The following is a 22558-nucleotide window of genomic DNA, read 5'->3' as shown; positions in this document are numbered from 1 at the left end:
GCGCCTGAAACGACAATGCCGGCCCGAGGCCGGCATCGCCAGAAAAACCGAAGAAACTTGATCCGTGCTTACTTGTTCGGCTGCGGCGTGATGCGCAGGTACGGGCGCACGGCCTTGTAGCCCTTGGGGAACTTCTCCTTGATCACCGCTTCGTCCTTCAGCGAGGGCACGATGATGACGTCGTCGCCGTCCTCCCAGTTCACGGGCGTGGCCACACTGTGGCTGTCGGTCAGCTGCAGCGAGTCGATCACGCGCAGGATCTCGTTGAAGTTGCGGCCCGTGCTGGCCGGATAGGTGATGATCAGGCGCACCTTCTTGGCCGGGTCGATGATGAACACCGAACGCACCGTGGCGGTGGCGCTGGCGTTGGGGTGGATCATGTCGTACAGCTCGGAGACCTTGCGGTCCTCGTCGGCCAGGATGGGAAAGTTGACCGTGGTGGACTGCGTGTCGTTGATGTCGCCGATCCATTGCTTGTGCGACTCGGCGGCATCCACCGACAGGGCCAGCACCTTCACGTTGCGCTTGGCAAATTCGTCGGCCAGCTTGGCCGTGTAGCCCAGCTCGGTGGTGCAGACCGGCGTGAAGTCGGCCGGGTGCGAGAACAGCACGCCCCAGCTGTCGCCCAGGTAGTCGTAGAAGCGGATGGTGCCGGTGGAGGACTGCTGTTCGAAATCAGGGGCGGTATCGCCCAGACGAAGTTGCGCCATGATGGTCTCCTGGATTCAGGTTGCGGTGTCGGACATTCTGCCGGGAAATTCTTTCATCAAACCAAGTCCGGTGGAAATATGCAACGCATATAACCTTATGCAATATCGGCCTGCGTGCCGCAGGCCTCGGCCACTTCGCCGGCGCGCACCGCCGACGACAACGCGAACGCGCGCGGCAGGATGTGCGCGCCATAGAACAGCGCGGTGGCCAGCTTGTGGCGATAGAAGGGATCGGCATCGGCCTGCCCCGCCAGCTTGCGCCGGCACGCCAGCGCGGCGCGCGCCATCTGCCAGCCGCCGTGTACCACGCCTGCCAGCATCAGATAGGGCACGCTGCCCGCGAACACCGCGCGCACGTTGGACGTCGCATGCTCCAGCACGAAGGCCACGGCGTCCTGGTAGGCCTGGATGGCCTGGTCCAGGTTGTCGCGCAGCAGGCGCAGGCCCGCGCGATCGGCCTCGTCGGCGCGGCCCACCTCGGCCTCGACGGCCTTCAAGGTGTCTCGCATGGCGGCGATGATGGCGTGCGCCGTGGCGCCGCCGTCGCGCAGCGTCTTGCGGCCCACCAGGTCGTTGGCCTGGATGGCGGTGGTGCCTTCGTAGATGGGCAGGATGCGGGCGTCGCGGTAGTGCTGCGCCGCGCCGGTCTCCTCGATGAAGCCCATGCCGCCATGCACCTGAATGCCCAGCGACGCCACTTCCACCGACGACTCGGTGGAAAAGCCCTTCACGATGGGCACCAGGTATTCGTAGAACGCACGGTTGCGGCTGCGCACCTCGGCGTCGGGATGATGCGTGCCGCGGTCGTGCGCGGCCGCGGCCACGTAGGACACGGCGCGCGCGGCCTCGGTCAGCGCGCGCATGGTCAGCAGCATGCGCTGCACGTCGGGGTGGTGCGCGATCGTCACCGGGCCCGCCGAGCCCTCCACCGCGCGGCCCTGCACGCGCTCGCGCGCATAGGCCAGCGCCTGCTGGGTGGCGCGCTCGGACACCGCGATGCCCTGCTGCCCCACCGCGTAGCGGGCGGCATTCATCATGATGAACATGTATTCCAGGCCGCGGTTCTGCTCGCCGACCAGATAGCCGACGGCGCCTTCGCCCGCCTCGCCTTTGCCCGAACCGTACAGCAGCACGGCCGTGGGGCTGCCGTGGATGCCCAGCTTGTGTTCCAGCGTGGCGCACCACACGTCGTTGCGCTTGCCCAGCGAGCCGTCGTCGTTCACCAGGAACTTGGGCACGATGAACAGCGAGATGCCCTTCACGCCCGCCGGCGCGTCCGGCGTGCGCGCCAGCACCAGGTGGATGATGTTCTCGGCCAGGTCGTGCTCGCCGTAGGTGATGAAGATCTTCTGGCCGCTGATGCGGTAGCTGCCGTCGTCCTGGCGCACCGCGCGCGTGGCGACCAGCGCCAGGTCGGAGCCCGCCTGCGGCTCGGTGAGGTTCATCGTGCCGGTCCATTTGCCGCCGATCAGGTTGGGCACGTACTGGCGGCGCTGCGCCTCGTTGCCCACGGTCAGCAGGGCCTCGATGACGCCGTCGGTCAGCAGCGGGCACAGCGAGAACGCCAGGCTGGCGGCCTGCAGGTTCTCGCTGGCGGGCGCGGCCACCAGGTGCGGCAGCCCCTGCCCGCCCCAGGCCTGCGGATGCTGCAGGCCCTGCCAGCCGCCTTCGGCGTACTGGCTGAAGGCCTGGGCGTAGCCCGGCGTGGTGGTGACGGCGCCGTCGGTGCATACCGGCGGCTGGCGGTCGGCGCGGTCATTGAGCGGCGCCACGACCTCGGCGACGAAACGGGCGTTCTCTTCCAGGACGGCATCGACCAGGTCCGCGCCGAATTCCTCGAAGCCGGGCAGCTTGAGCACGTCGGCCAGGCCGGCCAGTTCATTGAGCACGAATCGGATATCGCGTACTGGGGGGGTAAACGGGGTCACGCTCGTCTCCATTGTCTGTTGCGCGACGCAAGGGCGGCCGGGCGACTTGCGCGTCGCCCGACGGCCCCTGCCGCCGTGCCATTGTTCGGGGGATGACACCAGGCCCAATGCTACTCGCAAATTCCGCGGCATCGCCGTCCGGCGCGCGGGCCCGGCCTTTGGTTTGAGGTGGCGGCCGGGACCCATCGGGCCAGGCCGCAAAGCCGGACCGTGGAGCGGGCGATAGATCGGGCCAAGCAGAAAGCAAGACGCCCGTCCTGCTGCCAGGACGGGCATTCTTTGCATCGCTGCGCGGGCCGGCCGGGCCGGCCCTGGATTACAGCGCCGAGGTCAGTTCGGGCACCACGGTGAACAGGTCGCCGACCAGGCCGTAGTCGGCCACGCCGAAGATCGGCGCTTCCGGGTCCTTGTTGACGGCCACGATGACCTTGGAGTCCTTCATGCCGGCCAAGTGCTGGATGGCGCCGGAGATGCCGATGGCCACGTACAGCTGCGGCGCGACGATCTTGCCGGTCTGGCCGACCTGCCAGTCGTTGGGGGCATAGCCCGCGTCGACCGCGGCGCGCGAGGCGCCCAGGGCCGCGCCCAGCTTGTCGGCCAGCGGGTCGAGGATCTTGAAGTTCTCGGCGCTGCCCAGGCCGCGGCCGCCGGACACGACGACGCGTGCGCCGGCGAGCTCGGGACGGTCGCTCTTGGCGACTTCACGGCCCACGAACGAGGACTTGCCCGAATCGGCCACGGCATCCACGGCCTCGACGGCGGCAGAACCGCCTTCGGCGGCGGCGGCGTCGAACGCGGTGGTGCGTACGGTGATGACCTTGACCGAGTCGGCCGATTGCACGGTGGCGATGGCGTTGCCGGCGTAGATCGGACGCTGGAAGGTGTCGGCGGACTCGACCGAGATGATGTCGGAGATCTGCGCCACGTCGAGCTTGGCGGCCACGCGCGGGGCCACGTTCTTGCCCGCGGCGGTGGCCGGGAACAGGATGTGGCTGTACGAGCCGGCCACGGCCAGCACCTGGGCGGCCACGTTCTCGGCCAGGCCATCGGCCAGTTGCGCGCCGTCGGCCAGCAGCACCTTGGCCACGCCGGCCACGCGGGCGGCGGCGTCGGCCACGGCCTTCGCATTGGCGCCAGCCACCAGCACGTGCACGTCGCCGCCGATCTTGGCGGCGGCGGCCACGGCATTCAGCGTGGCGCCCTTCAACTGGGCGTTGTCGTGTTCAGCAATTACCAGGGTCGTCATGTTCACACCACCTTCGCTTCGTTCTTGAGCTTGTCCACCAGCGCGGCCACGTCGGCCACCTTGATGCCGGCCTTGCGGCCGGGAGGCTCGGAGACCTTCAGCGTCTTCAGGCGCGGGGCCGGATCGACGCCCAGGTCCTGGGCGGTGATCGTGTCCAGCGGCTTCTTCTTCGCCTTCATGATGTTGGGCAGCGTGACGTAGCGCGGCTCGTTCAGGCGCAGGTCGGTGGTGACGATGGCGGGCAGCGTCAGCGCGAGGGTTTCCAGGCCGCCGTCGACTTCACGGGTGACGGTGACCTTGCCATCGGCCAGCTCGACCTTGCTGGCGAACGTGGCCTGCGGCCAGTCCAGCAGCGCGGCCAGCATCTGGCCGGTCTGGTTGGCGTCGTCGTCGATGGCCTGCTTGCCCAGGATGACCAGCTGGGGCTGTTCCTTGTCGACCACGGCCTTGAGCAGCTTGGCCACGGCCAGGGGCTGCAGCTCGGCGTCGGTCTGCACCAGGATGCCGCGATCGGCGCCGATGGCCATCGCGGTGCGCAGGGTCTCCTGCGCCTGCGCGACGCCGCACGACACGGCGATCACTTCGGCAGCAGCGCCCTTCTCCTTCAGGCGCGTGGCTTCTTCAACGGCGATCTCGTCGAACGGGTTCATCGACATCTTCACATTGGCGATGTCCACGCCCGTCTGATCCGATTTCACACGCACCTTGACGTTGTAGTCAACGACGCGCTTGACAGGAACAAGCACCTTCATCCAACAGCCTCCAGATATGTAGTAGCCCGGCGGAGCCAGGCTTGCAGTGCACAATTCGTTGATTCTACAACTTTGCCAACGCCCGTATATGGGCAACCACACTGCGGCCGAGGGCGGACAGGTTGTAGCCGCCTTCGAGCGTGCTGACGATGCGCCCCTGCGCGTGGCGGTCGGCCACCTCGACCAGGCGTTCGGTGACCCACGCGTAGTCCGCTTCCACCAGGCCCATCTGCGCCATGTCGTCCTCGCGATGGGCGTCGAAACCCGCGGAGATCAGGATCAGCTCGGGCCGGTGCGCCTCCAGGCGCGGCAGCCACTGGTCGGTGACCACGTTGCGCACCGCGGTGCCCGTGCTGTAGGCGGCCAGCGGCACATTCAGCATGTTGGGCGCGGGATCGGCCGTGCCGCTGTTCGGATAGAACGGATGCTGGAAGAAGCTGCACATCAGCACGCGCGGGTCGCCGGCGAAGGCCGCCTCGGTGCCGTTGCCGTGGTGCACGTCGAAGTCGACGATGGCCACGCGCTGCAGGCCGTGCACGGCCATGGCGTGCGCCGCGGCGATGGCCACGTTGTTCAGGAAGCAGAAGCCCATGGCCTGCGTGGGGCAGGCATGGTGCCCGGGCGGACGCACCGCGCAGAAGGCCGTGGCGGCCTCGCCCGCCAGCACCGCGTCGACCGCGGCCACCGCGGCGCCGGCCGCGTGCAGCGCCGCGTCCAGCGTGTGCGGATTCATCATCGTGTCGGGGTCGATGGCTGCGTAACCCTCGGCCGGCAGCCTCGCGCGCAGCATGTCCAGATAGGACTCGGGATGCACGCGCAGCACGTCTTCGCGCCCGGCCTCGGGCGCCTGGCGCTCGGTCAGGTAGGACATCAGGCCGCTTGCCAGCAGCTGGTCGGAGATCGCGTCCAACCGCTCGGGGCTCTCGGGATGCCAGCCGCCCATCTCATGCAGTCGGCATGACGGGTGGGTAAGATACAGTGTCTCGTACGTCACGTAAGTGGTTTCCTTGCAGGCGGGACGCGCATGTCGTCCTGCCTGGAACCGGGTGCTCTTGCTTTGCTGTTCGTGGGGCGCCTGCGCGGCCGCCCGGCCCAAGTATAGCCACCGTCGGGCAAGGCGGTTCGGGCCGATGGAACGCACCAAGGCAGGAGCCCTCCGGGGTCGGCAAATCGACGGCGCGGCGTGGGGCACTTTTTCTCTTCGGGCTGGAAGACGCATCGACCGTCCTTCGCGGCCCCCAACAGGAAGATCATGCATCTTTGTAGGCGAGTACTGCAGTTCGGCATGCTGGCGGCCCTGGCGGGTTGCGCGGCATCGAAACCCCAAACACCCATCGCGGCGCCGGCGCCCGCCGTGCAGCCGGCCCAGCCCCAACCGAGCGTCACCGGTGCCGACGGCGCCACGCGCATCGGCCCCGCCGCCCCGCCGCCGGAGCCCTCTTCCGTCGCCACGCCCACCGGCCAATTGCGGCCCGAGGTCGATGCCTATGCCCGCGACCTGGCCGCGCGCAACGGCCTGCCGCTGGACCGCGTGCTGGCCAGCCTGGACGGCTCGACCTACAACGCGACGGTGGCCCGACTGATCGCACCCGCCCCGCCGGGCAAGAAGATCTGGCGCAGCTGGAACACCTACCGCGCGCGGTTCGTCGAGCCCAAGCGCATCCGCTGGGGCGTCGAGTTCTACCAGGAAAACCAGGACCTGCTGAACCGCGCCGCGCAGCAGTACGGCGTGCCCGCGCCCATCATCGCCGCCATCATCGGCGTCGAGACCATCTATGGCCGCAACGTCGGCAATTTCCGCGTGATGGATGCGCTGACCACGCTGGCCTTCGACTACCCGCAGCCCGCCAAGCCCGAGCGCATCCAGTTGTTCCGCGACCAGCTGGGCGACTTCATCGTGCTGGTGCTGGAAGGCAAGCTGGACCTGGAAACCCGCGGCTCGTTCGCGGGCGCCATCGGCCTGCCGCAGTTCATGCCGGGCAGCATCCGCAATTACGCGGTGGACGGCGACGGCGATGGCCACATCGACCTGGCCAACAGCCGCGCCGATGCCATCCTGTCGGTGGGCAGCTTCCTGGCCCAGCATGGCTGGCAGCGCGGCGCGCCGGTGTTCGCGCCGGTGGCGCTGCCGGCCGACCCGTCCGCCATGGCCACCGGCGGGCTGCAGCCCACGCAGGATTGGGCCAGGCTGCAAGCGGCCGGCGCAAGGCTCAATCCGGGCGCCCCCGCGGCCAGCTGGCAATCCATGCCGCTGGGCGTGGTGGACCTGGTGGAGGAAGCGCGCGGCACCGTGCAGTACCGCACGGCCACGCCCAACTTCTATGCGCTGACCCAGTACAACCGCAGCTACTTCTACGCGACCGCGGTGTCCGACCTGGCCGACGCGATCGCGGCGCAAGTGCGGTACTGACGCGTCTCAGGCCGGCGGATCGAACACGCCGGTGGACAGATAGCGGTCGCCGCGGTCACAGACGATGAACACGATGGTGGAATTCTCGACCCGCTGCGCCACGCGCAGCGCGGCGACCAGCGCGCCGGCCGACGAGATGCCGCCGAAGATGCCTTCCTCGGCCGCCAGGCGGCGCGCCATGTCTTCGGCCTCGGTCTGCTGGATGGATTCGTACGCGTCCACGCGGCTGCGGTCGAAGATCCTGGGCAGGTAGGCCTCGGGCCACTTGCGGATGCCCGGGATCTGCGAGCCCTCGGCGGGCTGCGCGCCCACGACCTGGATGGCCGGGTTCTGCGATTTCAGGTATGCCGACACGCCCATGATGGTGCCGGTGGTGCCCATGGCGCTGACGAAGTGCGTGATGCGCCCGCCCGTCTGGCTCCATAGTTCGGGGCCGGTGCCCTCGATGTGGGCCTGCGGATTGTCGGGATTGGCGAACTGGTCCAGCACCTTGCCCTTGCCTTCGGACTGCATTTCCATCGCCAGGTCGCGGGCGTATTCCATGCCGCCCTTGTCGGCGGGCGTGAGGATCAGCTGCGCGCCATAGGCCGTCATGGCGGCGCGGCGTTCGACGGACAGGTTGTCCGGCATGATCAGGATCATGCGGTAGCCGCGCATGGCCGCCGTCATGGCCAGCGCGATGCCGGTGTTGCCGCTGGTGGCCTCGATGAGGGTATCGCCGGGGCGGATCTCGCCACGCTGCTCGGCGCGCAGGATCATCGACAGCGCCGGGCGGTCCTTTACCGAACCGGCCGGGTTGTTGCCCTCGAGCTTGGCGAGGATGACGTTGCCACGGGGCTGCCCGGCATCGCCGGGAATGCGTTGCAGACGGACCAGCGGCGTGTTGCCGACGGTCTGCTCGATGGTGGGGTAGGTGATGGCGTCCATGCGGGGCATGATAACCCCGCAGCGCAGCATCGTGCGGCATGGCCCCGCTGGCGCCAGGGGCACGGCGGGATCGCCGGCCCCGGCGCCGGCGCACGGCAGCCAGGCCCGCGATGCCGGGCGCCGGCTTGCCGCGGCATCGCGGGCCGAACGCCTTATTTCGCGGCCGGACGGCGCGGCGCGGACGCGGCGCCGCCCGCCGGCGCCGTGGTCACCACCGGCTTGGCAACCGCCGCGCCGTCCGGCCCGACCGTCAGGCCCGCCGCCTGCAGGGCCTGCGCCCGCTTGGGCCCGATGCCGCGCACGCGATCGGACAGGTCCTCCAGCGATTCGAAGCGGCCGCCGCGGGTGCGCTCCTGCACGATGGTCTGCGCCATGCGCGGCCCGACGCCGCGCACGGCTTCGAGCTGCTCGGCGTTGGCCGTGTTCACGTCCAGGGCGCAGGCCGGCAAGGCGGCCAGGCCCAGCGTGCCGGCCACGGCCAGCCGGCCCACCGTGCGGGCCAGCAGCCGGCGCGTGGGCCGGCCGGCCGAGGGAATGCGCGCGACGAAGCGGCACGCTTCGGGCCGATGCTGCGCGACGGGTTCATGGGTAAAGGGATTCATGCGGGTCTCCTGATGCACGTGGGCGGAAGGAAGCATCCGCCCTGCGTGCATCATGCGTCGCCGTCTCCGCGCGCAGGCCCGGCGAAGAACGAAAACATCCCTTCGGTTTCTACTTATGCCGCGCGCGCGGCGCGGCGCGCCGGCTTCGACGGAGCTCGTTCAGCTAAATGCAAATTACTTTTATTTATATTTCTGCCCTTGCAACGCGGCCTGCCAGGGAAAGCCGGGACACCGCTTGCGCAGTACCCCAATCAAAAGCCACGTTACTGCCCATCCGACCATGTCATACATCAAGAGCAGAAAGTCCGTAGTTCCCGCTACATCAACCCCGGCGCCGCTGGCCGGCGGCGCCGCCGTTTCGCTGATCGCGGGCCTGCTGCTGGGCCCCGCCGGCGCCGCGCTGGCCCAGTCCGCCCCGCCCGCGGGCGAGGTCAGCACGCTGGCCCCCGTGAAGGTCATGGGCGAGCAGGAAAACCCCTACAAGGCCGACAAGCTGGCTTCGCCGAAATTCACTCAGCCGCTGGTGGACACCACACAGACCGTGCAGGTCGTCACCGGCCAGCTGATGAAGGACCAGCAGGCCACCACGCTGACCGAGGCCCTGCGCAGCGTGGCCGGCGCGGGCACGTTCTACGCGGGCGAGAACGGCACTACCGCCACCGGAGACGCCATCTACCTGCGCGGCTTCGACACGTCCAACAGCATCTACATCGACGGCATCCGCGACACGGCCTCGGTGCACCGCGACATGTTCAACACCGAACAGGTCGAGGTGATCAAGGGACCGTCGGGCTCGGACTACGGCCGCAGCGCTCCCAGCGGCTCGATCAACCTGGTCAGCAAGCAGCCGAAGCTGGAAGACAGCTTCGACGCCAGCGCCAGTGTCGGCAGTGCCCGCTACAAGCGCGGCACCCTGGACTGGAACCAGACGCTGTCCGACACGTCGGCGATGCGGCTGAACGTGATGGGCCTGGATTCGAACACGGCCGGACGCGACCGCGTGGACAACGCGCGTTGGGGCGTGGCGCCCTCGCTGGCGTTCGGCCTGGGCACGGAGAACCGCGTGTTCCTGGACTTCCTGCACGTCAAGCAGTCCAACACGCCCGACGGAGGCGTGTCCACGCTGGGCCTGCCGGGCTACTCGGCACCGAAGGCGGCCCTGGGTTTCCTGAGCGACGCGCGGCCCGTCAACTCCAGCAACTTCTATGGCACGGACTCCGACCACGACCAGTCCACCACCGACATGGCCACCGTTCGGCTGGAGCACGACTTCAACGCGAACACGACGCTGCGCAACACCACGCGCTACGCCCGCACCAAGCAGAACTACCTGCTGACGTCCTTCATGGCGGCGGACCTGCAGCCGGGCTACGTCGCCAATGATCCGTCCACCTGGTTCCTGGCCCGCGTGCCGACGCTCAAGAACGTCAACAACCGCATCCTCACCAACCAGACCAACCTGACCACGCGCTTCAACACCGGCACGCTCAAGCACGACATCAGCGCCGGTTTCGAGCTGACGCGCGAGACACAGGACAACTTCGGCCGCACCTCGCCCACCGAGCCGCTGGTCAACCTGTACGATCCGGACAGCTACGTCAGCGCCACCGGCATCCATGCCAACGGCGCCGATGCCCACGGCACCACGGACACCGTCGCCGCCTACATTTTCGACACGATCGACGTGAATTCATGGTGGCAGGTCAACGGCGGGCTGCGCTACGACCACTACCGCACCCGCTACGACAGCGCCACGGCGTGCGGCGGCACCGGACGCAACGCGGTCGCCTGCGCCGGCGCGCCGACCGGCACGCCGATCAGCACCATCGACGCCAAGGCCTCGGGCAACCTGGTGGACTGGAAGCTGGGCACGCTGTTCCGCGTCGCACCCAACGGCAACGTCTACGCCAACTACGCGGTGTCGCAGCAGCCCCCGGGCGGTTCGACGTTCCAGCTGGCCGCCGACGGCACCAACGCCAACAGTCCGAACTTCAAGCCGCAGAAGGCGAAGACCGCGGAACTGGGCACCAAGTGGGAAGTGCTGGACCGCAGGCTGCTGCTGTCTGCCGCGCTGTTCCGCACCGACGTCGAGAACGACGTCCAGACCGAATCGGACGGCACCATCGCCCAGACCGCCAAGAAGCGCGTGCAAGGCGTGGAGCTGGGAGTCAGCGGCCAGATCACCGATGACTGGTCGGCCACCGCGGGCTACACCATCCAGCACGCCACCGTGGAGAACGGGCCGTCGGTGACGGGCGGCGGGTCGAACAACCTGAGCTGGACCCCGCGCCACGCGTTCTCGGCCTGGACCACGTACACCCTGCCCTACGGCTTCCGCCTGGGCGGCGGCGCACGCTACGTCGGCTCGCTGGAGCGCGGCTCCGACGGCGCGGTCGGCACGCCGACCGGCGCCCGTTCGTACTGGGTGTTCGACGGCATGGCCGGCTACACGGTGAACAAGCACCTGGACTTCCAGTTCAACGTGTACAACCTGTTCGACAAGGAATACGTGGCGTCCATCAACAAGAGCGGCTACCGCTATTTCCCCGGCGCGCCGCGCACGGTATTGTTGACGGCCAACATCCACTATTGATGGCGTGACGGCGTCCGCCCGCCGCGGTCGCCGCATGATCAGCCATGATGCTACATATCCCCAACGTCCTGTCGCGGGACGAAGCGCAGGCCATGCGGCAGCGCCTGGACGCGGCCAACTGGATCGACGGCCGCGCCACGGTCGGCACGCAGGGCGCCGCCGCCAAGCGCAACCGCCAGTTGCCGGAGTCGTCCGAGACGGCGCGCGAACTGGGCCATGTCGTGTTGCGCGCGCTGGAACGCCATCCCACGTACTTCGCCGCGGCCCTGCCGGTGCGCACGGCGGCGCCGCTGTTCAACCGCTACGAGGACTCGGAAACCTACGGCTTCCACGTCGACGGCTCGGTGCGCCGCCACCCCGACGGCTGGCTGCGCACGGACCTGTCCGCCACGCTGTTCCTGTGTGATCCCGACGACTACGACGGCGGGGAGCTGGTGGTGCGCGACACCTATGGCGAGCACCTGGTGAAGCTGCCGGCCGGCGACCTTATCCTGTACCCGGCCAACAGCCTGCATTGCGTCACGCCGGTGACGCGCGGCGTGCGCCTGGCGTCGTTCTTCTGGGTGCAGAGCATGGTGCGCCGGCACGAGCACCGCAAGACGCTGTTCGACATGGACCAGGCGATCCAGGCCTTGCGGGCGCAACTGGGCGAGACCGAACAGACGTTGAGTCTGACGAACTGCTATCACAACCTGTTGAGGGAGTGGGCGGAGGTGTAGGCTGCGCCCCCCGCGTCAGCCCAGGCGGCCCTCGGCCACCGCATGGCAGGCCACCACGCCGGGCCCGGCGGGCATGGCGACCGGCACCTCGCCGCGGCAGCGGTCATTGGCGTGCGGGCAGCGCGGATTGAACGCGCAGCCCGTGGGCGGGTTCAGCGGATTGGGCACCTCGCCCGCCACCGCGGTACGCGGCCGTCCGGTGCCTTCTAGGTCGGGAATGGCGTCCAGCAACATGCGCGTATAGGGATGCCGGGGATGCGCGAACAGCGCATCGCGCGGCGCCACCTCGACGATCCTGCCCAGGTACATCACGCCGACGCGGTCCGCCACGTGGTGCACCACGGCCAGGTTGTGCGAGATGAACAGATAGGTCAGGCCCAGCTCGCGCTGCAGGGCCTTCATCAGGTTCAGCACCTGCGCCTGCACGGATACGTCCAGCGCCGAGGTCGGCTCGTCGCACACCAGGAACTCGGGCCGCATGGCCAGCGCGCGGGCGATCGAAATGCGCTGGCGCTGGCCGCCCGAGAACTGATGCGGATAGCGGTGCCGGTCGGCCGGATCCAGCCCCACCTGTGTCAGCAGTTCCGCCACGCGCTCGTGCCGCTGTGCCGCGCTCATGCCGGTGTGCGTCACCAGCGGCTCGGCGATGATGCGCCCCACGCGCCAGCGCGGATTTAGGCTGGCATAGGGATCCTGGAAGATCATTTGCAGCCGGCGCCGCAGCACGCGGCCCGAACGGCCCTGCATGCGCGCCACGGGCTGGCCATCGAACTCGATGGCGCCGCGCGTCAGGTCATACAGCCCGACCAGCATGCGCGCCACCGTCGACTTGCCGCAGCCGGATTCGCCCACCAGGGCCAGCGTCTCGCCACGGGCGATGTCGAACGACACGCCATCCACCGCGCGCAGCATCTGCCTGGGACTGCGCGCCACCACGCGCTCCAGCCAGGGTTGCGACACGTCGAACCAGCGCGCGGCGTCGCGTACGGAAACCAGGGGGGCCGTCATGCCGCCACCTCCACATCATGCAGCCAACAGGCCGCGCGCGATCCGCCCACGGCCAGCAATTCGGGACGCTCCTGCGCGCAGCGCGGCATGCGCCTGCCGCAACGCGGATTGAAGGCGCAGCCCGGCGGAATGGCGTTCAGGCGCGGCATGCTGCCGTCGACCTGCACCAGGCGTTCGGCATGGCCCTGTATGGACGGAATCGAGCCCATCAAGCCCACCGTGTACGGATGGCGCGGGCGGTGAATCACGTCGGCCACGGGGCCGATCTCGGCCAGCCGCCCGGCGTACATCACCGCCACGCGGTCCGCCGTCTCGGCGATCACCCCCATGTCATGGGTGATCAGCATCACCGAGGCGCCCTGCTCGCGGCACAGCTTCTTGAGCAGGTCGATGATCTGCGCCTGGATCGACACGTCCAGCGCCGTGGTGGGCTCGTCTGCCACCACCAGCCGCGGCTCGGCCGCCAGCGCCAGGGCGATCACCACGCGCTGTCGCATGCCGCCGGAAAACTGGTGCGGATAGTGATCGATACGCTCGCGCGCCGCGGGGATGCCCGTGGCCGCCAGCAGTTCGATGGCGCGCGTGCGCGCCTGGCTCCAGCTCATAGACAGGTGCGTGACGATGGTCTCGGCCAATTGCCGTCCCACCGTGTACAACGGGTTGAGCGAGGTCAGCGGATCCTGGAACACCGCGCCGATCTCGCGCCCGCGCACGCGTCGCATCTGCTCGTCGGGCAGGTTGTCGATGCGCCGGCCCGACAGCAGGACCTGCCCGCCGCTGATGCGGCCCGGCGGCTCCAGCAGGCCGATGATGGCCGCGCCCGTCAGCGACTTGCCCGCGCCGGACTCGCCCACCACGCCCAGCACCTCGCCTTGGGCGATGGAGAACGACACATCGTCCAGCGCCTTGAGCACGCCATGCCGCGTGGGAAACTCGACCGAGAGGTTTTTTACTTCCAGCAATTCACTCATGGCCGCCTCAGTTCAATCTCGGGTTCAGCGCATCGCGCAACCAGTCGCCAACCAGGTTGACCGACAGCACCAGCAGCACCAGGGCCGCGCCGGGGAAAATGGTGATCCACCATTCGCCCGAGAACAGGAAGTCGTTGCCGATGCGGATCAGCGTGCCCAGCGACGGCGAGGTCGGCGGCACGCCCACCCCCAGGAAGGACAGCGTGGCCTCGGTGATGATGGCCGTGGCCACGTGCACCGTGGCCAACACCAGCACCGGTCCCATCACATTGGGCAGCACGTGCTGGAACATGATGGCCGGCGACGACACGCCGATCACGCGCGCCGCCTGCACGTACTCGCGGTTCTTCTCGACCAGCGTCGAGCCGCGCACGGTGCGCGCATACTGCGGCCAGCCGGCCAGCGCGATGGCGCCGATCAGCACCGGGAACGCAATCACCTCGTGCAGCTCGCGCGGCACGGCGGCACGCGCCACGCCGTCGATCAACAGCGCGATCAGAATCGCCGGAAACGACAGCTGCACGTCGGCCACCCGCATGATGAAGGCGTCCACGCGGCCGCCCACATAACCCGACAACAGGCCCAGCACGATGCCCAGCAGCATCGACGCCAGCACCGACGCCAGCCCGATCAGCAGGGAAACCCGCATGCCGTACAGCAGCGCCGAGTACAGGTCGCGGCCCTGGCTGTCGGTGCCCAGCAGATACTTGGCCGTGCCGTTGTCATCCCAGACGGGCGGCAGCAAGGCATCGAGCAATTCGATGGAGGCAAGGTCGAAGGGATCGTGCGGCGCCACCCAGCCCGCCCCGAAGGATCCCGCCAGCAGCAACAGCAGCACGACCGTGGCGACCATCGCGACCGGCGCGTGCCGCCACGACCAACAGAGATCGCTGTTCCACCAGCGTCTGAACACGGTGCCCATCAATGGCCTCCCCGAGCGCCGCTCAGTCCCGCGCGCAGGCGCGGATCGACGACGAAGTACAGCAGATCGACCGCCAGGTTGATCACCACGAACACCAGCGCGATCAGGCACAGATAGGCGGCCATGACGGGAATGTCCGCGAACTGCACCGCCTGGATGAACAAGAGGCCCATGCCCGGCCACTGGAACACGGTCTCGGTGACGATGGCGAAGGCGATGATGCCGCCCAGTTGCAGTCCGGTGATGGTAATGACGGGCACCATCGTGTTCTTCAACGCGTGCCCGAAATGGATGGCGCGGCGCTTCAGGCCGCGCGCCCTCGCGAACTTGATGTAGTCCGTGCGCAGCACCTCCAGCATCTCCGAGCGCACCAGACGCAGGATCAGCGTCATCTGGAACGTCGACAGCGTGATGGCCGGCAGGATCAAGTGCTTCCAGCCCGTGGGCGTCAACAGACCGGTGGTCCACCAACCCAGTGCCACGGTATCGCCCCGGCCGTAACTGGGCAGCCAGCCCAGTTGCACCGAGAACACCAGAATCAACAGGATGCCGATCAGGAACGTCGGTAGCGATACGCCCAGCAACGAACCCGCTAGCACGATCTGGGACAACCAGCCATTGCGGCGCAACGCCGTATAGACCCCCAGTGGCAGACCCACCACCAGTGCCAGCAGCGCGGCCGCGAACGACAGCTCCAGCGTGGCCGGCAGGCGGCTTCGGATCAGGCTGGACACGGACTCACTCTGCCGCAGCGAGACGCCGAAATCTCCCTGGATGGCGTTGCCGACGAAGCGTACGAACTGAGCAGGAGCGGGATCGTCCAGACCCAGCCGGTGGCGCAACTCGGTGCGTTCGGCATCCGTGGCGTCCTGGCCCAACATGATGGAGACAGGGTCGCCCACATACTGGAACAGCACGAACGCCAGCAGCGCGACCGTGAGCATGACCGCGCCGGCCTGCAACAGGCGGCGAAGAATGAATGCGAACATGGGGATGTGAAACCAGAGGGCAACGGTGCCGGAAGGCGCCGTTGCGGAGATGGGAGCGAAACGCGGTCAGTCGATCTTCACCCAGTCGGCGACCAGGCGGTTGTCGGCGCGGTGCACCACGCTGACGTTCTTGCGCATGGCCCACGGAATCACCTGGTCATGCAGCGGGATGTGGCCGAACTCCTTGGCGTGGATCTCCAGCACCTTGTGGATGTCGGCATCGCGCTTGGCCGTGTCGGTCTCGGTCTTCACGCGGTCGATGATGGCATCGACTTCCTTGTTGCTGTAGTCGCCCAAGTTGTACATGCCGTCCGCACCCTCGCCCTTGGTGCGGATCAGGTTCTGCAACGTGTACATGGCGTCGAACGTGGGCACGCCCCAGCCGAACAGGAACACGCTGGTGTCGCGGTTCTGCACCTTGGGGAAATACGTGGCGCGCGGCATGGCGTTCAGCGAAGCCTTCACGCCCACCTTGGCCCACATGCCCACCACGGCCTGGCAGATGGCCTCGTCGTTGATGTAGCGGTTGTTGGGACAGTCCAGCGTGAAGCTGAGAGTGCCGTCGTAGCCGGCCTCTTTCAGCAGCGCGCGCGACTTCTCGATGTCGTAGGGCGCGCGCTTGTGCAGCGATTCCGTCCAGCCATGCACCTGCGGCGCGATCATCGTGCCCGTGGGCGCCGAAAGCCCGCGCATCACGGCGCGCTTGATCGCCTCGACGTCGATGGCGCGGTACAGGGCCTCGCGCACGCGCACGTCGGTGAAGGGGTTCTTGCCCTTGATGCTGGAATACAGCAATTCGGGGCGCTTCTGGTCGAAGCCGATATAGATGGTGCGGTACTCGTTGCCTTCCACTACCTTGGCTTCTCGGCGCAGGCGCTCCAGATCCTGCGCGGCCGGATCCAGCACGAAATCGATCTCGCCCGACAGCAGCGCCGCGGTGCGCGTGGCGTTCTGCTTGATCGGCGTGAAGATGACTTCCGTCGCGTTGCCCTTCTTGTCCTTCTTGTTCCACCAGCCGGCGTGCTCGACGAACACCGTGCGCACGTCGACCTCGCGCGACTTCAACATGTACGGGCCGGTGCCGTTGGTGTTGCGCGCCGCGTAGGTTTCTTCCTTGTTGACGAAGTCCTGCGGCTTGGTGACATTGTGCTTCTCGGACCAGGCCTTGTTCATGATGAACACGTTGGGCAACTGGCGCAGCAGCACGGGATTGGGCGCGCTAGTCTCGATCTCCACCGTGTGGTCGTCGATCCTGCGCGCTTCTTTGATGCCGGTGGTATAGGCCTTGTAGTTCGACGTCGGTGCCATGGCGCGCTGCACGGAGAACACCACGTCGTCGGCCGTGAAAGCGGCGCCATCGTGGAATTTCACGCCCTGGCGCAGTGTGAAGCGGTACAGCGTGGGCGAGACCTGCTCCCACGACGTGGCCAGGCGGGGAATCACCTTGAACGACGCGTCGTAATCGACCAGGGGCTCGTATACGTAGCTGTTGGCCGCGATGGTCATGCCCTCGTTCTGCGAGTGCGGATCCATCGTAAGGATATCGCCTTGGGAGGCCCAGCGGAAAGTCTTGGCATGGCCGATCGCGGGTAGCGTTACGGCGGCGGCGATCGCGATGGCAATTAAAGTGCGGCGCATGAGCGACTCCTGACATATATCTGAATAATGGTTGCAGATATTGCCTACGCGCCAAACCGTCGTCAATTAGGGGTTTGTGCCGATAAAGGGGGACGGCAGGGTATGGCAGAGAGATGCCCGCATATCCATATATCGAATGCGTCGCTGGAGGCACGCCATAAATAAACAGGGCGCTTCCGCGGAAGCGCCCCTGGATTATCCGGATTCGGCGGGGCAAGCCCGTCAGGCTGTTTTATTCCGCCAGTACTTCACATACTCCCCCACCCCGGTCTTCACATCCCGCATCGCCGCCACAAACCCCGCCCCGCGCAGCTTCGTCACATCTGCCTGGGTATAGCTCTGATACCGCCCCTTCAAATCATCCGGGAACGCGATATACCGGATGAACCCGGCCTTCACCAGCTCTTCCAGCGGCAGCTCCGCATCGCCCTGCTCCGCCCGCAGCGTATTCACCACCGCCGCCGCCACGTCGTTGAACGGCTGCGCGCGGCCCGTGCCGCAATTGAACACGCCCGACTGCTCGGGGTGATCGAGAAAATGCAGGTTGACCGCGACCACGTCCTCCACCGAGATGAAATCCCGGCTCTGGCCGCCGTCCACATAGCCGTCCCAGCCCGCGAACAGGCGCACGTGGCCTTCGGCCAGGAACTGGTTCATGTTGTGGAAGGCCACCGAGGCCATGCGGCCCTTGTGCTGCTCGTGCGGGCCATACACGTTGAAGTAGCGCAGGCCCACCACCTGCGAGGCCAGGCCTGCCTGCATGCGCCGGCGCAGCACCTGGTCGAACAGCAGCTTGGAATAGCCGTAGACGTTCAGCGGGCCTTCGTTGTCGGGGTCTTCCACGTACACCGACGAACCGCCGTACACGGCGGCGGACGACGCATAGATGAACGGCACCTTGCGCGCCTGGCAGAACTCGAACAGTTCCAGCGTGACGCGGTAGTTGTTGTCCAGCATGTAGCGGCCGTTGCGCTCGGTGGTGTCCGAGCAGGCGCCCTGGTGGAAGACGGCCTGGATCTCCGGCAGCGATCCGCTTTGCACGCGCGCCCGGAAGTCGTCCTTGTCGAGATAATCCGCGATGCCGCAATCGACCAGGTTGCGGAATTTGTCGCCTTCGGTCAGGTCATCGACGGCGATGATGTCGTGGATGCCGCGGCGGTTGAGCCCGCGCACGATGTTGCTGCCGATGAAGCCGGCGGCGCCGGTGACGATGATCATGTCGGTTCTCCTGCCAGTTCCTCGGCAGTAACGATGGAGGTGCCCAGCTTGCCGACGACAATGCCGCCGGCGCGGTTGGCCCAGCGCATGGCGTCCAGCCACGGCAGGCCGGCGGCGCGCATCACGGCCAGCGTGGCCAGCACGGTGTCGCCCGCGCCGGAGACGTCGAACACTTCGTGCGCCTGGGCGTCGACGTGTTCGCGGCCGGCCTCGTTGAACAGGGTCATGCCCTGCTCGGAGCGCGTCACCAGCAGGGCATCCAGTTGCAGGTCGGCGCGCAGCCGCTGGGCGCGCTCGGTCAGTTCGGATTCGGAGTTCCAGCGGCCCACGGCCTGCTGCATCTCGGAACGGTTGGGGGTGACGAGGGTCGCGCCGCGATAGCGGGCATAGTCGTCACCCTTGGGATCGACCAGCACCGGCACGCCTGCCGCGCGGGCGGCGGCGATCAGCGCGGCCACGCGGTCCAGCGCGCCCTTGGCGTAGTCGGACAGCACGATGATGTCATGGCGCGCCACGTGGCGCGCCAGCGCGGCGTCGATGCCATCCAGCGCCGCGTCGGCGGGATGCTGCTCGAAGTCGATGCGCAGCAGCTGCTGCTGGCGGCCCAGCACGCGCATCTTCAACGTGGTGGGGTGTTCGGCATCGCGGACCAGGTCGGCCTCGACGCCGGCATCGGCCGCCATGCGCGCGATTCGGTCGCCCGCCTCGTCGGCGCCGACCACGCCCACCAGCGTGACCTGCGCGCCCAGGGCCGCGATGTTGCGGGCCACGTTGGCGGCGCCGCCCAGGCGGTCCTCGCGGCGCGCGACGCGCACCACCGGCACGGGGGCCTCGGGCGAGATGCGGTCGACTTCACCGAACCAGTAGCGGTCCAGCATGACGTCGCCCACGACCAGCACGCGGCAGCGGCTGATGGCGGCGGTGGGGAATTGCAGGCTCATTGGAGTTCTTCCAGGCGGCGCGGCGCGTAGGTTTCCCAGGCGTTGCAGCCGGGGCATTGCCAATAGAAGCGGCGCGGCTGGAAGCCGCAGGACCGGCAGGAATAGCGGTCCAGGCGCTGCGTGTGCTTGTGGATCAGGCTGCGCAACAGGCCCAGGTCGCCGCCAGGCACGGCGGCATCCTTGGGCGCGTCGGCCGGGGTGGCCAGCTCGGCTTCGAGCAGGCGGTCCAGGCCCAGCAGCGAGGGATGGTGGCGCAGGGCCTCGCGGGCGAAGGTCCAGGCGGGCCCGCCGCCCTGCTGCACGCGCAGTTCGCGGAACACCACGTTGAACAGGTCCAGCGAGGCATGGCGCTCGTACTGGCGGCGCAGGACCTCCAGGCCCTCGGCCGGCTGGCCGGCATTGCGATAGTTGGCCAGCAGCGATTCGGCCACCAGGCCGGCGTATTCGGGAGCCTCGGTCAGCACGGAGCCCAGGTACAGGCGCTCGGCCTTGGCGTCGTTCTCGAACGCGGCCAGCTTGGCACGCAGCATGGCGATGCGCACGCGGCCGCCCTTGGCCGCGTGGCCGGCGCGCTCGGCCGAGCGCGCGGCGTTGTCCGCGGCATCCAATGCCGAATGCGCGGCTTCCAGGGCGGGCGGCTTGGCGGCCAGGGCCGTCTGGGCCAGTTCGCAGTGGTAGTGCACCATCTGCGGGACAGGCTCGTCGGCCAGGCCCTGCAGGTTCTTCACGGCCTCGATGGCGCGGCCCCAGTCGTGCTCGGACTCGTAGATGCGGATCAAGGAGCGCAGCGCCGGCAGCGCGTAGCGCGTGTCCTTCAACTGGCCGAAGGCGTTCTCGGCGCGGTCCAGCATGCCGGCCTTCAGGAAGTCCTGCGCCAGCTCGTGCTGGGCATGGTCGCGTTCGACCACCGGCAGGTCGGAGCGGTTCAGCAGGCTCTGGTGCACGCGGATGGCGCGCTCCATCTCGCCGCGGCGGCGGAACAGGCTGCCCAGCGCGAAGTGCAGCTCTGTGGTCTCAGGGTCGAGCTTGGCCACCTCGACGAAGGCATCGATGGCCCGGTCGGGCTCTTCGTTCAGCAGGAAATTCAGGCCGCGGAAGTACGAATCGGGCAGCGTGCGGGTTTCGCGCAGCATCTGCCTGAAGTCGAAACGCGCCGCCAGCCAGCCCAATGCGAACAGCAAGGGCAGGAAAATCAACCACCAGGGTTCAAAATCCACGGTTCGGACTCGTGCGGAAAATCGGGGTGCTTACAGCGGCGACATGGGCGCAACGGACTCGGGCGCCACGGCCGCCGGCGCGGGCGCCGGACCGCCGTTGACCTGGGCCTGCAGGCGCTCGACCTCGCGGCGCAGGCGCGTGGCCTCGCGGCGGCGGCGCATGACGGCCGGCACCGCCAGCAGCAGTCCGAACAGCGCGCCGACGACGAAAGTGGCCAGCATGACCACGATAAGCGGCACGTTCTGCACGACGTAGTCGGCGTAGAACTTGACGGCCACGGGCTCCGTGTTCTTCAGGGCGAACATCAGCACCGCAACAAAGACCAGCAGCCGCAGGGCCCAGACGAGATAGCGCATCGCGTGCTCCTAGAAATTCGAGACATAGATTGTAAGCGCAAGCCGGCGCGCGCTGCCCGGGCGGGTGAGTTTATGATGGACCGCTGCGCGGCATGGGATCCGCGTCCCATTTTTCCCGCATCCCCTTCCTGTTCGCATCATCACCAGAGGTTGCCTTGAAAAAACACAGAATCGCAGTCATTCCCGGAGACGGCATCGGCAAGGAAGTCATGCCCGAAGGCGTGCGCGCGCTTGAAGTCGCGGCCAGGCGCTTCGGCATCGAACTGGAACTCGAGCACATCGACTGGGCCAGTTGCGACTACTACGCCAAGCACGGCGACATGATGCCGCCGGACTGGTACGACCGGTTGAAGGACTGCGAGGCGCTGTTCTTCGGCGCGGTGGGCTGGCCCGACACGGTGCCCGACCACGTGTCGCTGTGGGGCTCGTTGCTGAAATTCCGCCGCCAGTTCGACGAGTACGTGAACCTGCGCCCCGTGCGCCTGATGCCCGGCGTGCCCTCGCCGCTGGCCGGCCGCAAGCCCGGCGACATCGATTTCTACGTGGTGCGCGAGAACACCGAAGGCGAGTATTCATCGGTGGGCGGCCGCATGTTCGAGGGTACCGACCAGGAATTCGTGGTGCAGGAGTCGATCTTCACGCGGCGCGGCACAGACCGCATCCTCAAGTACGCCTTCGACCTGGCGCAAAGCCGCCCCAAGAAGCACCTGACCTCGGCCACCAAGTCCAACGGCATCTCGATCAGCATGCCCTACTGGGACGAGCGCGTCGAGGCCATGGCGAAGCAGTACCCCGACGTGCGCTGGGACAAGTACCACGTCGACATCCTGGCCGCGCGCTTCGTGCTGAGCCCGGAGCGCTTCGACGTGGTGGTGGCGTCCAACCTGTTCGGAGACATCCTGTCCGACCTGGGCCCGGCCTGCACCGGCACCATCGGCATCGCCCCGTCCGCGAACCTGAACCCCGAGCGCAAGTTCCCCTCGCTGTTCGAGCCCGTGCACGGCTCGGCGCCGGACATCTACGGCAAGAACGTCGCCAATCCGATCGGCATGATCTGGTCGGGCGCGATGATGCTGGATTTCCTGGGCCATGGCCAGGGCAAGTACCGCGAGGCGCACGACGCCATCCTGCGCGCCATCGAGAAGACGCTGGTGGACGGCGACGTGACGGCCGACCTGGGCGGCAAGGCCTCGACCAGCGAGGCCGGCAAGGCCATCGCGCGCGCGCTCGAGACGGCCTGATCCTCGTGAGCCGGCCTGGCCACGCGCCAGGCCCGGCGGCATCGACCTGCGTGCCGTATGCCGCCCCTGGGTCCGCCCGCGCCCGCCCGGCCCGGGCGGAACCTCTCGGCTACGCACCGCCCTGGTGCATTTCGGCAGCGCCGAGTAATTCCTTCGCATTCTCCTCGCG

Annotated in this window: 20 protein-coding genes; 4 read left to right on the top strand and 16 right to left on the bottom strand. The window is 67.8% G+C overall.

Translation table 11 applies throughout. The annotated features are described in order from the left end of the window. Positions 1-68 precede the first annotated feature (68 nt). The 5 genes from FS845_RS21185 to FS845_RS21165 all read right to left on the bottom strand — a co-directional run bounded on the left by FS845_RS21185 (position 69) and on the right by FS845_RS21165 (position 5615). Positions 69-710, bottom strand: coding sequence for a peroxiredoxin (locus FS845_RS21185; RefSeq protein WP_144639036.1), 642 nt, complete (start codon positions 708-710; stop codon positions 69-71). 95 nt (positions 711-805) lie between these two features. Further along, positions 806-2650 carry an acyl-CoA dehydrogenase gene (locus tag FS845_RS21180; protein ID WP_144639034.1) on the bottom strand — a complete coding sequence of 615 codons (1845 nt, stop codon included), beginning with the start codon at positions 2648-2650 and terminating at the stop codon, positions 806-808. Positions 2651-2954: 304 nt separating this feature from the next. Continuing rightward, on the bottom strand, positions 2955-3884 hold the full coding sequence (locus tag FS845_RS21175; RefSeq protein WP_144639032.1) for an electron transfer flavoprotein subunit alpha/FixB family protein: 930 nt from the start codon (positions 3882-3884) through the stop codon (positions 2955-2957). A 2-nt stretch (positions 3885-3886) separates the two neighbouring features. After that, a complete protein-coding gene (locus tag FS845_RS21170; RefSeq protein ID WP_144639030.1) occupies positions 3887-4636 on the bottom strand; it encodes an electron transfer flavoprotein subunit beta/FixA family protein in 750 nt (249 codons plus the stop codon). A 64-nt stretch (positions 4637-4700) separates the two neighbouring features. Beyond that, entirely contained in the window at positions 4701-5615 is a 915-nt protein-coding gene (locus tag FS845_RS21165; protein WP_144639185.1) for a histone deacetylase family protein, read from the bottom strand. 273 nt (positions 5616-5888) lie between these two features. Here FS845_RS21165 and mltB point away from each other — a divergent pair, with 273 nt between their 5' ends. Next, positions 5889-7046 carry a lytic murein transglycosylase B gene (gene mltB / locus FS845_RS21160; protein ID WP_144639029.1) on the top strand — a complete coding sequence of 386 codons (1158 nt, stop codon included), beginning with the start codon at positions 5889-5891 and terminating at the stop codon, positions 7044-7046. A 6-nt stretch (positions 7047-7052) separates the two neighbouring features. On the opposite strand, the gene cysM is transcribed toward mltB, so the two are convergent. Together cysM and FS845_RS21150 are read right to left on the bottom strand one after the other, a co-directional pair. Next, positions 7053-7973, bottom strand: coding sequence for a cysteine synthase CysM (cysM, locus tag FS845_RS21155; protein ID WP_144639183.1), 921 nt, complete (start codon positions 7971-7973; stop codon positions 7053-7055). Between the two features lie 152 nt (positions 7974-8125). Further along, on the bottom strand, positions 8126-8575 hold the full coding sequence (locus tag FS845_RS21150) for a ComEA family DNA-binding protein (RefSeq protein ID WP_144639027.1): 450 nt from the start codon (positions 8573-8575) through the stop codon (positions 8126-8128). A 280-nt stretch (positions 8576-8855) separates the two neighbouring features. On the opposite strand from FS845_RS21150, the gene FS845_RS21145 reads away from it, so the two are divergent. Further along, a complete protein-coding gene (locus tag FS845_RS21145) occupies positions 8856-11168 on the top strand; it encodes a catecholate siderophore receptor Fiu (protein ID WP_144639025.1) in 2313 nt (770 codons plus the stop codon). Between the two features lie 44 nt (positions 11169-11212). Continuing rightward, on the top strand, positions 11213-11887 hold the full coding sequence (locus tag FS845_RS21140) for a Fe2+-dependent dioxygenase (protein ID WP_144639023.1): 675 nt from the start codon (positions 11213-11215) through the stop codon (positions 11885-11887). A gap of 15 nt (positions 11888-11902) precedes the next feature. On the opposite strand, the gene FS845_RS21135 is transcribed toward FS845_RS21140, so the two are convergent. The 9 genes from FS845_RS21135 to FS845_RS21095 all read right to left on the bottom strand — a co-directional run bounded on the left by FS845_RS21135 (position 11903) and on the right by FS845_RS21095 (position 21148). After that, positions 11903-12895, bottom strand: coding sequence for an ABC transporter ATP-binding protein (locus FS845_RS21135; RefSeq protein WP_144639021.1), 993 nt, complete (start codon positions 12893-12895; stop codon positions 11903-11905). Next, positions 12892-13866, bottom strand: coding sequence for an ABC transporter ATP-binding protein (locus FS845_RS21130; protein ID WP_144639019.1), 975 nt, complete (start codon positions 13864-13866; stop codon positions 12892-12894). Before FS845_RS21130 ends, FS845_RS21135 begins: the two co-directional genes overlap by 4 nt. A gap of 7 nt (positions 13867-13873) precedes the next feature. Beyond that, positions 13874-14788 carry an ABC transporter permease gene (locus FS845_RS21125; RefSeq protein WP_144639017.1) on the bottom strand — a complete coding sequence of 305 codons (915 nt, stop codon included), beginning with the start codon at positions 14786-14788 and terminating at the stop codon, positions 13874-13876. Beyond that, the gene (locus tag FS845_RS21120; protein ID WP_144639015.1) at positions 14788-15777 is read right to left on the bottom strand and encodes an ABC transporter permease; all 990 of its coding nucleotides are present in this window, start codon (positions 15775-15777) and stop codon (positions 14788-14790) included. Before FS845_RS21120 ends, FS845_RS21125 begins: the two co-directional genes overlap by 1 nt. 66 nt (positions 15778-15843) lie before the next feature. After that, entirely contained in the window at positions 15844-17415 is a 1572-nt protein-coding gene (locus FS845_RS21115; RefSeq protein WP_144639013.1) for an ABC transporter substrate-binding protein, read from the bottom strand. 222 nt (positions 17416-17637) lie between these two features. Then, the gene (gene rfaD, locus FS845_RS21110) at positions 17638-18633 is read right to left on the bottom strand and encodes an ADP-glyceromanno-heptose 6-epimerase (RefSeq protein WP_144639011.1); all 996 of its coding nucleotides are present in this window, start codon (positions 18631-18633) and stop codon (positions 17638-17640) included. Next, on the bottom strand, positions 18630-19574 hold the full coding sequence (rfaE1, locus tag FS845_RS21105) for a D-glycero-beta-D-manno-heptose-7-phosphate kinase (protein WP_144639009.1): 945 nt from the start codon (positions 19572-19574) through the stop codon (positions 18630-18632). The genes rfaD and rfaE1 overlap by 4 nt, the downstream gene beginning before the upstream one ends. Then, on the bottom strand, positions 19571-20791 hold the full coding sequence (lapB, locus tag FS845_RS21100; protein ID WP_144639007.1) for a lipopolysaccharide assembly protein LapB: 1221 nt from the start codon (positions 20789-20791) through the stop codon (positions 19571-19573). The genes rfaE1 and lapB overlap by 4 nt, the downstream gene beginning before the upstream one ends. Positions 20792-20821: 30 nt before the next feature. Continuing rightward, entirely contained in the window at positions 20822-21148 is a 327-nt protein-coding gene (locus tag FS845_RS21095; RefSeq protein ID WP_144639006.1) for a lipopolysaccharide assembly LapA domain-containing protein, read from the bottom strand. A gap of 155 nt (positions 21149-21303) precedes the next feature. Between FS845_RS21095 and FS845_RS21090 the strand changes: the two genes are divergently transcribed. After that, on the top strand, positions 21304-22389 hold the full coding sequence (locus tag FS845_RS21090; RefSeq protein WP_144638996.1) for a tartrate dehydrogenase: 1086 nt from the start codon (positions 21304-21306) through the stop codon (positions 22387-22389). Positions 22390-22558: the final 169 nt, after the last annotated feature.

The sequence above is a fragment of the Bordetella genomosp. 13 genome, assembly GCF_007679965.1.
GTDB lineage: Bacteria > Pseudomonadota > Gammaproteobacteria > Burkholderiales > Burkholderiaceae_B > Bordetella.
The sequence above is the reverse complement of the archived record's forward strand: the minus strand, read 5'-3'. Positions and strand labels throughout refer to the sequence as shown.

Excerpts from the sequence above, each read along its gene's own strand:
- rfaD (WP_144639011.1), bottom strand. The coding sequence starts at position 18,633 with ATGATCATCGTCACCGGCGCCGCCGGCTTCATCGGCAGCAACATCGTG.
- FS845_RS21150 (WP_144639027.1), bottom strand. The coding sequence starts at position 8,575 with ATGAATCCCTTTACCCATGAACCCGTCGCGCAGCATCGGCCCGAAGCG.
- rfaE1 (WP_144639009.1), bottom strand. The coding sequence starts at position 19,574 with ATGAGCCTGCAATTCCCCACCGCCGCCATCAGCCGCTGCCGCGTGCTG.
- FS845_RS21095 (WP_144639006.1), bottom strand. The coding sequence starts at position 21,148 with ATGCGCTATCTCGTCTGGGCCCTGCGGCTGCTGGTCTTTGTTGCGGTG.
- FS845_RS21115 (WP_144639013.1), bottom strand. The coding sequence starts at position 17,415 with ATGCGCCGCACTTTAATTGCCATCGCGATCGCCGCCGCCGTAACGCTA.
- FS845_RS21180 (WP_144639034.1), bottom strand. The coding sequence starts at position 2,650 with ATGGAGACGAGCGTGACCCCGTTTACCCCCCCAGTACGCGATATCCGA.
- FS845_RS21135 (WP_144639021.1), bottom strand. The coding sequence starts at position 12,895 with ATGACGGCCCCCCTGGTTTCCGTACGCGACGCCGCGCGCTGGTTCGAC.
- FS845_RS21185 (WP_144639036.1), bottom strand. The coding sequence starts at position 710 with ATGGCGCAACTTCGTCTGGGCGATACCGCCCCTGATTTCGAACAGCAG.
- FS845_RS21125 (WP_144639017.1), bottom strand. The coding sequence starts at position 14,788 with ATGGGCACCGTGTTCAGACGCTGGTGGAACAGCGATCTCTGTTGGTCG.
- FS845_RS21140 (WP_144639023.1), top strand. The coding sequence starts at position 11,213 with ATGATGCTACATATCCCCAACGTCCTGTCGCGGGACGAAGCGCAGGCC.
- FS845_RS21120 (WP_144639015.1), bottom strand. The coding sequence starts at position 15,777 with ATGTTCGCATTCATTCTTCGCCGCCTGTTGCAGGCCGGCGCGGTCATG.
- FS845_RS21145 (WP_144639025.1), top strand. The coding sequence starts at position 8,856 with ATGTCATACATCAAGAGCAGAAAGTCCGTAGTTCCCGCTACATCAACC.
- cysM (WP_144639183.1), bottom strand. The coding sequence starts at position 7,973 with ATGGACGCCATCACCTACCCCACCATCGAGCAGACCGTCGGCAACACG.
- FS845_RS21170 (WP_144639030.1), bottom strand. The coding sequence starts at position 4,636 with ATGAAGGTGCTTGTTCCTGTCAAGCGCGTCGTTGACTACAACGTCAAG.
- mltB (WP_144639029.1), top strand. The coding sequence starts at position 5,889 with ATGCATCTTTGTAGGCGAGTACTGCAGTTCGGCATGCTGGCGGCCCTG.
- FS845_RS21130 (WP_144639019.1), bottom strand. The coding sequence starts at position 13,866 with ATGAGTGAATTGCTGGAAGTAAAAAACCTCTCGGTCGAGTTTCCCACG.
- FS845_RS21175 (WP_144639032.1), bottom strand. The coding sequence starts at position 3,884 with ATGACGACCCTGGTAATTGCTGAACACGACAACGCCCAGTTGAAGGGC.